Origin of the sequence: Croceitalea sp. MTPC6 (assembly GCF_036985525.1) — a bacterium.
Classification (GTDB): Bacteria; Bacteroidota; Bacteroidia; order Flavobacteriales; family Flavobacteriaceae; genus Croceitalea.
This window is the reverse complement of sequence record NZ_BTGR01000008.1, coordinates 157,965-170,894: the sequence shown is the minus strand read 5'-3', so window position 1 is coordinate 170,894 and position 12,930 is coordinate 157,965. Positions and strand designations below refer to the sequence as shown.

Sequence of the window (12,930 nt, the reverse complement as noted above, 5' to 3'; positions counted from 1 at the left end):
CAAATTAACCAACCATGGACAAACGTATTCTAAGAATTTCCTTGACCGCTGCACTGGCAGGTTTTCTATTTGGTTTTGACACCGTAGTAATTAGTGGAGCAAACCAACCTATAAAAGAACTTTGGGGAACCAATTGGTTTTTAGGGGATACGCTATTTACTTTTCACGGAATATTTATCATGTCCATGGCACTATGGGGAACTGTTTTGGGTTCTTTATTTGGAGGTATACCATGTGACAAACTCGGAAGAAAAAAGACTTTATTCTGGATTGGTGTGCTTTATTTTTTATCTGCATTAGGTTCCGCATTCGCAACTGAACCCTATAGTTTTTCTTTCTTTAGGTTTATAGGAGGTGTCGGCGTAGGAGCATCATCTGTTGCCGCACCCATTTATATTTCTGAAATTTCCACCGCAAATAATAGAGGTAGACTTACCGCCATGTATCAATTCAATATCGTATTTGGAATATTAATCGCCTTTATCTCCAATTATATAATCGGGCTGATTTTTTCTTCGGATACTGCATGGCGATGGATGCTAGGTATAGAAGGACTTCCGGCATTGATTTACACTATTATGGTTTTTAAAATTCCCAATAGCCCAAGGTGGCTACTGCTAAAGGGGAGTGATGAATCATCCATATTAAATGCCCTTAACAAATTAGGTATAGAAAAAGATAAAGCTGTAAATAGACTTTCTGAATTAAAGGATTCAATCAATGAATCTATATCACAAGAAAAAGAAAAGCTTTTTTCGGGAAAATATAAGAAGCCCTTGCTATTAGCTTTTTTATTGGCATTTTTCAATCAACTGTCTGGAATAAACTTTATTCTATACTATGCCCCAGAAATTTTAGAGAGAGCCGGGCTCGCTTCTGGTGAATCACTTTTTAGCTCTATTTCAATTGGAGTGATCAATCTAGTTTTTACGTTTGTTGGCATTGCGTTAATTGATCGTTTGGGTAGAAAACAGCTACTATATATTGGCTCTATTGGTTACATTTTGAGCTTAGCCATGGTGGGATGGTGTTTTTACAGTGGAGCAAGTTCTGTACTTCTTCTAATTTTTATTTTAGTTTTTATAGCGTCACATGCTGTTGGACAAGGTGCGGTCATTTGGGTATTTATTTCTGAAATATTCCCCAACAAGGTGAGAGCTTACGGACAATCCTGGGGTACCGGAACACACTGGGTATTTGCAGCACTTATTACGCTATTAACCCCAACTTTTTTAGATAGTGAAATTGGAATTTTTAAGGATAATCCATGGCCAATCTTTATTTTCTTCTCAGCCATGATGGTATTGCAGCTCCTGTTTGTTATTTTTTTGATGCCAGAGACCAAAGGAGTTTCCTTAGAAGAATTGGCAAAGAAAATGAGCAGTAGAAAAAAGTAATACAATCAATATCAAATAGTTGTAAAACAAGTATAAAACCCTACTTTTTATCGAATAAGCATACTTATCTACTGTCTTTTTGAGAATTAATTATGTACATTGAAGCAAACTATATGATTATGTCAGAAAAAGCATCAACTGGAACTAGTCTTTTAGACGGCTTTTTGCGCCTTATGATTTTCGCTTTGGTCGCTATATTGGTGGCAATACCCGTATGTATTGTATTAGAGTTATTAGGAATACTATAAGTACCTCTTTAGTAAGTTTCTCAACATATAAAACTTACTTAACCACATTTTTTAAGACTTTTACCACTAATTTGTAAGATTTTACAACATTAAACTTTATTTAGCCTATTATTAAGACTAACTTGAATGTAAATCATAATTTAAGTAGGTTTTATTATGGAAAATTTATCATTTAAAAATGGGGTAGATTCATATCTATCTGTTTTAATTATTGGGCTTAATGGCGTTTTGGCCATTACAGCAATCGGAACTTTACTGGCCTTGGTTGGCTTGATATGATGACTTAATTAACCACAAAAAAATTTAAGTTAATTACGTGTTTAGTGAAAAGCCTCTCCAAATATTGGAGAGGCTTTTTTAATTTATAATATCACTAGGCAATACCCATCTCTATATTTTTCATGTCACATTTTATCAACAGAAGCTCTGTATACTATTCCATACATTGGTAGAATGAGATTATTACAAGCCAAATTTCGCAGACAAATATTCCCAATTCGCAGAATGTATTTTTTATAGGTGAAGAATACATTGATTTTTGCTTAGAATTATTCAGTATTTTAAAATTGTGAAAAAATCAATTATTATCGGATTACATATTGGGTTTTGGTTATGCTACTTGGTCTTGACCATTGTCTTAGTTGTCCTTTCATTAAGTGGAGAGGATAATAATGCTATCGTAGATGAAACAACGGAGAGAGTCCTATACTTTACAGTAATTCCATCTGTTATTTCCTACTATTTGTACTATTTTCTGGTCTTTCCAAAAATTCGTGAAAAGAAGTTTGTGTCATCTGCTATTTATGCACTTTCGCTTGCTGTTGGCGCAGCTTTGATAGGAAATCTTCTAATTTATATTTTCTTAGGAATAGAGAGCTTGACGGAACGTGAGCAATCTATGACCGTTGGGTTCATTTTCAGTTCTTTTGTCTGTTTTGCAACTGGCGTTGTGGCTCTAGTTACTAAAGGGTTTATCACTTGGTATAAAGAATTAAAATTGAAAGAGGAACTCAAACAAAAAAATCACGAAATGGAAATGGCTCTGGTAAAATCACAACTAGACCCACATTTTCTGTTCAACACTTTGAATAACATTGACATCCTTATTTTAAAGGACGCGACCGAGGCTTCCATTTACTTAAACAAACTGTCCGATATTATGCGGTTTATGTTGTTCGAAACCAAAGCGGATAAAATATTGCTTTCCAAAGAAATCGAATACATTGAAAAGTATATCGCCTTACAAAAGATACGAACGGCCAATTCCAACTACATCAATTTCAAAATAACAGGTTTGCCAAAAGCTCAAACCATTGCCCCAATGGTCTTTCTTCCTTTTATTGAAAATGCCTTTAAACATACTACCAACAAGAAGTTGGATAATGCTATTATCATCCATATTCAAGTAAAGAATGAATCCGTGATATTGGAGTGTGTGAACAAATTCAATCCGAACAGAAAATTAAAACAAGGAATCAATGGCTTGGGCAACGAACTTATCGAAAAACGATTGAAACTTATATATCCTGAACAGCATGTTTTAAAAGTTGTAAAGGGACAAGAGCTCTATAACGTTAGCCTGACGATACGTCAATAGACCAAAAAAATTTAATTTGGGATGAGAACCAACAAAAAATGAAAAAGTACACCTGCATCATCATCGAAGACGAACCTCTGGCGCTCGAAAGAACAAAGGGCTTTGCACAGAAAACTCCTTTTCTCGACATCTGTGCCACATTTGATAATGCGTTAAGTGGCCTTGCCTTTTTGAAAACCAATAAAGTGGATCTGCTTTTTTTGGATATTAATATGGACGAGCTTACAGGGATAGAACTATTGGAAAGTTCAAAAATAGACAGTCAAGTCATCATCACTACGGCGTATCAAGAATACGCACTTAAAGGCTATGAACTCAATGTAACGGACTATTTGGTAAAGCCTTTTAATTTTAATCGATTTTTACAAGCAGTCAATAAGGCCCAAGATAATTTAGGCCAAATCACCCTTAAAACAGCTCCTGAATTTATTTTTGTAAAAACAGAAAATCGGCTTGAAAAGATCAACCTTCTCGATATCGTCTATATCGAGGGAATGCGCGATTACCGACGAATCCATACCGTGGATAAAAGGATTATGACCTTACAAAATTTCAAGGAACTGGAACAAATCATACCTTCTCATTTGGTGTGTAGGGTTCATAAATCGTATATGGTTTCCCTTAGCAAAATTGATTCAGTTGAACGACGTCGCATAAAAATAGCCAATCAACTCATTCCAATCTCTGAAACCTACAAAGCCGACTTTTTCCGAAAAATAAATAGTGAAAACTATTAGTTTTCTACACCAACCCTAAACATTTCACAGGCGCAAACCGTTATTATGCAGACACATACACTTGTTTTGCATAACAGAATTGTGCCCCCACGCTAAACCTTGGACATTTGTTTAAGTATAAATTCTTTAAAACTTAAACAGTATGTTACGAAACAATGTAAAACCACGAGCATTAATTTCATCCCTCTGGGTGCTTGTCCTTTTTAATATGATTCTCAGAGATCTCCATGAATTCCCAACAGAAGGGTATATCGAAGAAATGATAGCCTTGAAATTACCGGAAGGTGAAATGCTTTTTTATGCATTCCTAGTAGAAATACCAATAGCAATGATAGTTCTATCCAGAATTTTAAAAACCAAAACCAATAAATGGGCGAACATTTTCGCTATTACTGTTTCCAGCCTTGGTATCTTATATACCCTACCTGGCCACATGGATGAAATATTTTTCGCAACGGTAAATACGATAGCATTTATAGTCATTATTGGTATTGTTTGGAAGTTGCCAACCCGTAACAAAAACCATCAGTTGCAATAGCCATGAAAACTAATATTAGTATGGAACATGAAACGCATGACACACTACAACTTCTTGAGGTGGAAATATATGGTCTTGGTCTTTTATCGCAATTGCCGTTTTCCTTATCAGAATTCATAAACCAATACGATTAAGGCGAATACGGTTTAACCTCCTTTTAATTTTTAACAAAAGTTCTTCTTAATCCAAGACAACACTATGTATTTGACTCAGAATCAACTTTTCTAATAGTACTGATTGTTCATTTTAATAAATCAAATAAAGCCATGAAAAAAGCAAGCAATAATATTCAAGAACAGATAAAAAAATTAGTTCGTTTTCTGACAGTATTCGGTTTAATGGGGCTTACCTCGTTATTCTTAACAGGCTGTTTCTCAAGTTGGGCGCTGAGTCCCCGTGATAAAAGCATAAAAGAGTGGGAAGCTCAACATCAGGGTAAAAGCGAAAAAAATACTGATTCCATTCAAGAGAATACGAATGCCTTCCAAGAGATTAAAGATTTAAATCTTAAAAGATGAAGACATATCTAGACTTCATAGTGACACTACTAACGTTCTTGCTTAGTCTGACAATCAATTTGAAAAAAGCCACAGATGTCTTGAAAAAGCCCGAAAATTTCAATGATATTTTATTATCAGATTATCGGAATTTATCTGGTTTTTCAGAACAAATGAAAGCATACGGGATTTGCAAAGAAAGCTTCAAAGAATTGTTTTGGAAAGGAGCGGAAAAATCACTTGATTTTTACCTATCTACTGAATTCTTAAAAGAGTCATTAGTAAACAGCTTGGTTGAAAAACAATTGTGGATGAATTCCGGTTTGGAACATCCTATCAACAAACCCAACACAGATAAAACGAACGCATCAAGAGCCTCTAAAGTATTAAATACCTTTTCTGGGAAATGGCATGGGAAATGGAAAGCCATGAAAGTACATCACCTTTGGCTCCCTGTTAGAAAATCCAGTAAAGAATTAAATCATGGATTTACATTAATCGGCTTTCAGTCCTGTTTTACAGGAGACGGCTTTGGATGGAATTATATAGTTAAAAAGAAGAACAGTATAATTGTTCTGGGATTTGTATATCATTTTGATTCTAACGGACAAATTTCCTCAAAAAATCCGCATTATGCATTCCTAAATTCAAATAATCAATTGACCTGGGTATCGGACAGCCATATTTATTATGAATTCATCTGTAACGACTCTAACTGTAGTAATAGGAAACACTATATTATTACTGGAGCACAATATCTTCAGCAGCCAATGGGATTAAAACTTATATCTGGATTTCAGGCAGTCTATCTTTCAGAGGATTATAAACTACCAACTTTTAAAAACCTAAACATAGCTAAGTTAAACTATATAAGAGGCTTGTAATTAAGTTCTTTTTCCTAAAATGTAGAGGAACATGCTAAGTAATTTCAATAACCGGGATGGATTAATAAAAATATCCATCAGGGAAATCATTATATTGATACAAACAAAGTCAATTTAGATGATACGTGAAAGGAAAGCAAATTTACTTTCTCCAAGTATTTGGATATTGAGCCTTCTGACTTTAGGGCTTTTATACACACTTTTAGGGTGTAAGACCACACTTATTGTAAATCAAGCAGATTTTAAAATAAAGAATGATTCCATAAATCTGTACGCTTTCATAGGAGAAAAAATTTCAATTCAGGAATTCCATCTTCAAAGCACTGAGGAAACAGTTTTTGACTCCATTACGGGAGATAGTGTTACATATGTTAATCTAGTTATGGACCATGCATTTAGGGCAAAATATAAAGTCCGTAAAAATGTGTTTAATGAACTCCCATCTGATACTATTAATTTCATCGCATTTGACCATTACGGGAAACCTCCTTTTAGAAAACCGCGTTACGTACTATTATATCTAGAGTTAAATGAAAGTGACAGTGCTTTTTACCATCACAAATATCAATTTGACCCTTTAAAAAAAGTAGGAAGAGATAAATGGAAAGGTCAAAATAATGAAAGTATAAAAGAATTGTTCAATACAAAGAAAAATGGGACATTAGCAAGAAGGGGTGTATTCAATTAATAGCTTCATAAGAATTTTCAGCTTATTCTATTATAGTAAGGAATTGTTGTACCTACAATCATCCCCAAACAAAAAAGCTTCTTGTTTCCAAGAAGCTTTTCCTTTTGTGCGGGCGGAGAGACTCGAACTCTCACACCTCGCGGCACTAGACCCTAAGTCTAGCAATTACGGACGATTGATTTTAAATATACTGATTATCAATAATTTATATAATTTTAGAACAAGTTTAAAAGTCAGGATTATATATAAAATAGGGGTGTTTGTTGTACCTATGTTGTACCCGTAAACAAAATTCTACAGGAGATACGTACATCTTTTGTTTATCACATCCCATGTTTAAAGATATTTCTAAAGACGATTCTCAATTTTGTAAACTAGATTTTTAATCTAGTAGTAAAAGACTCTTCAATGGGGTTTTTCAGCAGGAAGCCGCGAAATGAAGGGGAATGTGCTGAATAGTTATCAATATTGATTTACTCATTGGTGAAAACAAGGTATAAGAACTATGCCTAAAGTATTGAACAGGTTAAATAGAAATTATCCTATTTCATGACGGGCAGTTTACGATTTTAAAATTAAAGGTGTTTTCTAAGAGTTGTCGTAAGGATTTCAGGTTGGTCAATCCATAGTAGATGACCTGCATTTTTTATACTTACGAAGTTTGCTCTGGGAATTTCAGCAGTCCATTTTTTGAAGATATGATTGCCCATATCAAAGCGGTCGTGGTCTCCGATAATAACCGAAACAGGATAGGATTGCTCTTTAAAATCTTCAATAAAATTCCAACCTTCTTCAGGGTAGGTGCTCTCAGTCAATCCATATATGTTGCCCTTATAAAGCGCTCTACCATTATTGAGTTTATTCCATTTATCAATATCGTACAACATCATATGAGCAAAGTTGATTCGGTTACGTATGGTTGCTTCTTTTGAAGATAATTTTGGTTGTTCCCGCAATAAATTTTGATGTTTCAACTCGTTATCCAATCTCTTATTTGTAGCGAAACTTTCATAGGCCTTTTGTGAGTTTTGTAGTAGTTCTATTTCCTTATCGGGAACTGGGTTTTTTAGAAAAGCGGGACTTACCAATACCAATTTTTCTACATGCTCTGGATATTTTTTTGCGTAAGCACTTGCCAATACGGAACCCATTGAGTGGCCTAAGAGCGTTAATTTTTGAAGCCCCAATTCTTTCCTTAGAAGCTCAACATCCTCTATATGGTGGTCATAGGTAATCAAGGAATCTGGAAAGGGCGAACGCAAAGACCCACGCTGTTCGTAAGCAAAAAACTTATATTCTTTTTCAAGTCCCTTTACCATATCTATCATACCGCTATGCTCAGCACCCCAACCGCCGTGAAGTAATATAATGGTATCATTGCCTGTGCCAAATTCCCTAACATAGATTTGTGGGTCGGTATCCCAATCTCCTGTTGACAGAAACCAGCTCTTCATTACATAGGTTGCATCTTGACTATCGGAAATAGATTTTTGTACTGGCTTTTCAGGTTGTTCGCAACTAGATACTGAGATTGCGAATACCGGCACCAGAACGTATTTTAAAATTGATTTTATCATCGGTAGTCTTATTTTAATTGAAACATTATTCTATTTCTCCTTATTATTTTAATCCCGGTAGTTCTTAAGAATCGTAGCATCGACCCAGTAAATATCTTGATTACTAGTAAAGAAAAAGTACTTGCCATCCTTCGTCACGAATGGACATAATTCGTGCTTCTTAGAATTAATAAGGCCTCCCATATTCTTCGATTTTGTCCATGCACCATCACTATTTTTAAAACTGATATATAAATCTCCTCTACCTAGACCATCTGGCCTTGTAGCACAAAAAATAATATAGGATTCATTAGGGTCTACAAAAACATCCGCTTCATAGTTAGAGGTATTAATTCTTCCACTCAATAGCTTTGGCTGTTGGAATTTACCACCTTTAAATTCAGAAGAATAGATATCGAAATCATCATTTCTTCTATTCGAAGAAAAATACATTTTACCTTCATTTGTAAATGAGATGTAATATTCATTGTTTTCTGAATTAATATTTGGTCCAGCATTTATAGGTTCAGACCATCCTTCACTTTCTCTTTCAACATACCAAATGTCATAATCTTCTTTTTTATCCAATCCATACAATGTTCTTTGCGATATAAAGTACAGTTTGTTTTCATCTATTGAAAGAAAAGGGTCATTGTACCCATAATTTTTATGAGACAGTATTGTCTTAGGCTCACTCCATTTCTTTCCCATAAGTTTTGAATACCGAATTTCTTCCTTACCATTCACATTTACACCATAAAAAAATTCTGTGCCAGCTTTATTAAATACCGAGCCAAATTCATACGCTCCACTTTTTGAAATAACCCCTGGGGCAAATACTTCTGGCTTTAGTTTTGGTGATTCTTGTTTGAGGTATTTGAGTTTTTCGTTTGGATTTGTCTGTCCAAACGAACCAACCGTTAGGAATAGAAATAACAACAAGCCGAACTGTCCGAAATTTTTATAATTCATAGATACTCATTTTCCTTTCTCCTTTATTAATTCATAAGAGCAGGAAGTATATACTCTTTAAATATTTTTCCAGATTGTAGAGATTTTCCGTTTCTAAAATTTCCTGCGGTTATCACCACTACGGTTTCCAATTCTGGCACTATACAAATGCGTTGACCTCCAGCGCCTCTTGCTTCAACAGATTGAATAGGTTTTCCATCTACAACGGTGGTGTCGTGCCACCATAAATAACCATATTCAATTTTATTTCTATCCTGTAATTGCACATGTTTTTTAAACGATTCTTCCACCCAACGTGCCGAAATAATTTGTTGCCCATTCCATACACCTCCGTTAAGGTACAGTTGTCCAAACTTCAGCATATCTCTAGGGGTTAGATTCAATCCACCTCCAAAATAAGGTATCACTCCCGTATCATCTACATTCATGATATAATTTGTAATTCCTAAAGGTGAAAAAAACTTCTCTTCCATATAAACTTCTAACGGTATGTCTAACCGTTCATGCAAAACTACACCGAGTAAAAATGGATTAGCAGACCCATAATCAGCATAAGTACCAGGCTGTTTAACCATTGGGGCCTCTAAAACTGTTTTCAACCAATTATTTGATTCTTGATAATTATCTTCAAAAGCTTTATTGTTTACATCTAATCCTGAACTCATTGTTAACAAATCCCTGATAGTGATTTCAGATTTTAAAGAGTCTTTGGTGTACTGATATTCTTGTGGTATAAAATTGTAGAGTTTCTCATCCACATTACTAAAAATCTTATCGTCAATGGCTACACCAATAATCGCTGAAGAGATACTTTTGGAAGCAGACATCATAGTATGTGGAATGTTTGCCTCGAAACCTGAGAAGTAATTCTCATATACGATTTTGCCTTTTCGCGCCACAAGAACTCCCTCAACACCTACTAAACTGTCAATTTTAATGTCTGTTTCCATTTGTGAAAGCACCAATGGATTCTTTGATGATTCCCAACCGTCATTCATTTTGACCTTTTCATTTGACGAAACTAAAGTTGACACTTTATCTTGCCCACTTTTTTTAAATACTGTCCTTGCAATAAAACTACCAGCTAAACTAACATCAAATATCATCTCAGAGGATTTTAATTGCCCCTCAAATTTGAGACCTGTTTTGTAATCTTTAAACGACAGGTTATTTTTTTCTTGTTTAAAATCACTAACCCAAAATGTTCCAAACATTGGATATATGGTATACCCATTTTCGTTTACTTCTTTTATGTTTAATCTTAAATTATTTGATTTTAAATGATGTAATATGGATAAGTTTGATTTCCCAAAATATTCGTTTCCTTTTTTAACAAGTTTGACGGGATAAAGATTTCTGTTTATTACCATAAATCCTTCTATTTGAGACTTATCTCTATTAAGCTCACCCTTAAAAGTAACATTGTCATCTAGATTAACTTTAAAAGTATTGCCAAGCTTAAACTTGTGGGTTAGCGTATTTTTATCTTTTGAAAGTTTGAAAATTGCATCTTCTCCTTTCAATGTTATCATCATATCTAATAATATATCATTAGAATCTGTGAGTTCTCCTTTCCATTCGCCTATCAGCTCTTTATCATTTATTTGCTGGGCACAACTGACAAAGGATATTATCAAAAGAAAGAATAGTAAGTTTGGGTATCTAAGCATACATCTAGTTTTGGTGAACTTTCAAAAATAGTCACAAGGTTTACTAAAAAATTGTATCAGATTAACATCATAAGTTTCCGTTTAATATTTTGCGATATGTTTTTGGATTTATATTAAAAACAGAATTGAATACACGGTTAAAATGGCTCTGGTCTGAAAAGCCTGTTTTGTAAGCTATAGCCGTCAACGAATCATTTTTACCCAGCAAAAGAGGAATGGCCTTTTTTAACTTTTGTTGTCTTATGTATTCGCCAAGGTTTGCCGAAAGATATTTGGGTGCTGCTCTAGAGATATGAACAGGATGTACACCAAGCTCTTTTGAAAGACATTTCAAATTTAGGTCAGATTTGTCGTAATGTATTAGTTCTTTCAAATGCCCGACCCATTGAGGAATATTCTGATTTTCAATATCTTTTTTAGTGTCACTAAGCTCATCACAAATTTGTAATAACAAAAGTTCAATGGATATTTTGCTGTAATTGTCATTTTGTAAAAACTCGTAGTAAAGTTTAGCAAAAAAAAAGTGTACTTTGGGTTGTTGTATTAATTCGCTGCCTTCCAGTATTGATAGGTTCACATTATTTCTCTGAAGCCAACTTCGCTCAAATTCAAGATGAAAACCAGCTGCATCACCAGAGTGCTTAGACCCGTAATGTGTCTCCTGCCAATTGGTAAACATCAAACTACCTGCTGGGCACAGGGTTTTCGTTTTCTTATTACAGTCCTTCATATTTCCATTTAAGATATACCAGAAATATGGGTTTTCGTGATAGTGCCAATCGGTAGGTCTACCTGTATTATAGTTGTATTGTGACAATAGAATCCCATCGAATGATTTTTCTAAATCTTTTATTCCATAATATTGTCCTTTCGTTAGTATTTTCATTTCAAACCATCGTTTTATGTAATACTCGGTTGTAATTTGAACTGACGACTACTGCGATTCCAATAGCCATAAAAAGAGTTATTATTGGTAAGATACCAACAATATCACCTGCCGAAAATTTACTGATTGCCATTATTATTAAATATACAAATACCAATGCCATTGCAATCATGAAACAGTATAGTGAAGTTCTAAGTTTAGATGCTATTTCTTTTTTAAATTCATTTCGCAATCGGATGGTATCCATTAGATTTTTTTCAAAATCCTTGGATAGTTCCTTACGTTCAGCATTATTGGCAATTGCTTCTATAAAATCATCTTTAAATTCATTTTTTTCGCTTTGCATACCTTATTGTTTTTTCCAGATGTGACGTATGTTTTTTCTTGCTCTATGTAAAATGACTTTCGTATTGGCTTTTGACCAACCTGTTATCGTTTCCATATCGTTAATACTTAGTTCTTGTAAATAGAAAAGTTCTATTGCAAGAGACTCTTTTGGATTTAAAAGTGCCAATACCTCATTTATTTTTTTGGTGTTGATTTCTGGCACATCTTCCATTTGCTCTTCCAGAATGGCGTCGCTTTGGTCCTCAATAGAAACCACCGAAGATTCTTTTTTCAAAGTCCGCAGTCGCAAAAAAGATTCATTCACCACTATCCTGTAAAACCAAGATTTAAAAGAAGCCGTTCTATTGAACTTTTTGAGTCCGTTGAACGCTTTCATAAAGGCATCTTGGGCAATCTCCTCTGCATATTGTTCGTCTTTGACAATAGAACATGATATATTGAACGCCATATTTTTATACGTTTTAATGAAATACGAAAACGCTTCTACGTCTCCAGAGAGCACTCTATCTATATAGACATCATCCATAAGCGTACTAACGCTTCTTTTTGAATATCGCGTTCAAAATAAATAGTGAAATACTCAAGAAAAACCCTATGATTGCCGTTATCAAAAATCCTTTGAAAAGTTCTTCGTCATTATCTAAATATTGAATAAGAAAAGCTATAATCACAAAAGCAATACTCAAACTACTTGTCACAATGGCGAGCTGCAGCCAAGGAAAAATAAATTTTATACCGTGCTCTTTTTGCGCTTTAAAAACATCGGCAAACTTTTCTCCTTTTTCAATAAGATACATTCGTTCTTTGTCTCTTGCTTTTTGGTAAAAGAGCCACGCAAAGAATATAGCGGCAATTATTGAAACAGTTATTATGCAGAATACTATAGATTCAATCATAGAAGTTATTATTAAG

The 12,930-nt window shown here is 34.3% G+C and carries 15 protein-coding genes; 8 read left to right on the top strand and 7 right to left on the bottom strand.

The genetic code is table 11. The annotated features are described in order from the left end of the window. Nucleotides 1-14: 14 nt before the first annotated feature. From AACP56_RS14610 to AACP56_RS14575, 8 genes are all read left to right on the top strand, one after another. On the top strand, nucleotides 15-1,397 hold the full coding sequence (locus AACP56_RS14610; RefSeq protein ID WP_339337414.1) for a sugar porter family MFS transporter: 1,383 nt from the start codon (nucleotides 15-17) through the stop codon (nucleotides 1,395-1,397). 404 nt (nucleotides 1,398-1,801) lie between these two features. Then, the gene (locus tag AACP56_RS14605) at nucleotides 1,802-1,924 is read left to right on the top strand and encodes a hypothetical protein (RefSeq protein ID WP_339337415.1); all 123 of its coding nucleotides are present in this window, start codon (nucleotides 1,802-1,804) and stop codon (nucleotides 1,922-1,924) included. A gap of 289 nt (nucleotides 1,925-2,213) precedes the next feature. Beyond that, nucleotides 2,214-3,242 (top strand): sensor histidine kinase, encoded by a 1,029-nt coding sequence (locus AACP56_RS14600; protein WP_339337416.1) that lies wholly within the window; start codon nucleotides 2,214-2,216, stop codon nucleotides 3,240-3,242. 38 nt (nucleotides 3,243-3,280) lie between these two features. Beyond that, entirely contained in the window at nucleotides 3,281-3,979 is a 699-nt protein-coding gene (locus AACP56_RS14595; RefSeq protein WP_339337417.1) for a LytR/AlgR family response regulator transcription factor, read from the top strand. A gap of 142 nt (nucleotides 3,980-4,121) precedes the next feature. Then, the gene (locus AACP56_RS14590) at nucleotides 4,122-4,517 is read left to right on the top strand and encodes a DUF6326 family protein (RefSeq protein WP_339337418.1); all 396 of its coding nucleotides are present in this window, start codon (nucleotides 4,122-4,124) and stop codon (nucleotides 4,515-4,517) included. A gap of 266 nt (nucleotides 4,518-4,783) precedes the next feature. Further along, nucleotides 4,784-5,035 carry a hypothetical protein gene (locus tag AACP56_RS14585; protein WP_339337419.1) on the top strand — a complete coding sequence of 84 codons (252 nt, stop codon included), beginning with the start codon at nucleotides 4,784-4,786 and terminating at the stop codon, nucleotides 5,033-5,035. Next, on the top strand, nucleotides 5,032-5,898 hold the full coding sequence (locus AACP56_RS14580; protein WP_339337420.1) for a hypothetical protein: 867 nt from the start codon (nucleotides 5,032-5,034) through the stop codon (nucleotides 5,896-5,898). Before AACP56_RS14585 ends, AACP56_RS14580 begins: the two co-directional genes overlap by 4 nt. Before the next feature lie 118 nt (nucleotides 5,899-6,016). After that, the gene (locus AACP56_RS14575) at nucleotides 6,017-6,586 is read left to right on the top strand and encodes a hypothetical protein (protein ID WP_339337421.1); all 570 of its coding nucleotides are present in this window, start codon (nucleotides 6,017-6,019) and stop codon (nucleotides 6,584-6,586) included. 575 nt (nucleotides 6,587-7,161) lie between these two features. On the opposite strand, the gene AACP56_RS14570 is transcribed toward AACP56_RS14575, so the two are convergent. The 7 genes from AACP56_RS14570 to AACP56_RS14540 all read right to left on the bottom strand — a co-directional run bounded on the left by AACP56_RS14570 (nucleotide 7,162) and on the right by AACP56_RS14540 (nucleotide 12,914). Then, nucleotides 7,162-8,163, bottom strand: coding sequence for an alpha/beta fold hydrolase (locus tag AACP56_RS14570; RefSeq protein WP_339337422.1), 1,002 nt, complete (start codon nucleotides 8,161-8,163; stop codon nucleotides 7,162-7,164). Between the two features lie 48 nt (nucleotides 8,164-8,211). Next, nucleotides 8,212-9,114, bottom strand: a complete 903-nt coding sequence (locus AACP56_RS14565; protein WP_339337423.1) for a hypothetical protein — start codon at nucleotides 9,112-9,114, stop codon at nucleotides 8,212-8,214. A 26-nt stretch (nucleotides 9,115-9,140) separates the two neighbouring features. Continuing rightward, nucleotides 9,141-10,784 carry a serine hydrolase domain-containing protein gene (locus AACP56_RS14560; RefSeq protein WP_339337424.1) on the bottom strand — a complete coding sequence of 548 codons (1,644 nt, stop codon included), beginning with the start codon at nucleotides 10,782-10,784 and terminating at the stop codon, nucleotides 9,141-9,143. A 67-nt stretch (nucleotides 10,785-10,851) separates the two neighbouring features. Beyond that, the gene (locus AACP56_RS14555; protein ID WP_339337425.1) at nucleotides 10,852-11,670 is read right to left on the bottom strand and encodes a helix-turn-helix transcriptional regulator; all 819 of its coding nucleotides are present in this window, start codon (nucleotides 11,668-11,670) and stop codon (nucleotides 10,852-10,854) included. Between the two features lies 1 nt (nucleotide 11,671). Next, nucleotides 11,672-12,016 carry a hypothetical protein gene (locus tag AACP56_RS14550; protein ID WP_339337426.1) on the bottom strand — a complete coding sequence of 115 codons (345 nt, stop codon included), beginning with the start codon at nucleotides 12,014-12,016 and terminating at the stop codon, nucleotides 11,672-11,674. A 3-nt stretch (nucleotides 12,017-12,019) separates the two neighbouring features. Continuing rightward, complete coding sequence (locus AACP56_RS14545) at nucleotides 12,020-12,544, bottom strand: RNA polymerase sigma factor (RefSeq protein ID WP_339337427.1); 525 nt, start codon at nucleotides 12,542-12,544, stop codon at nucleotides 12,020-12,022. Nucleotides 12,545-12,551: 7 nt separating this feature from the next. Further along, the gene (locus tag AACP56_RS14540) at nucleotides 12,552-12,914 is read right to left on the bottom strand and encodes a hypothetical protein (RefSeq protein ID WP_339337428.1); all 363 of its coding nucleotides are present in this window, start codon (nucleotides 12,912-12,914) and stop codon (nucleotides 12,552-12,554) included. Between the last annotated feature and the right edge of the window lie 16 nt (nucleotides 12,915-12,930).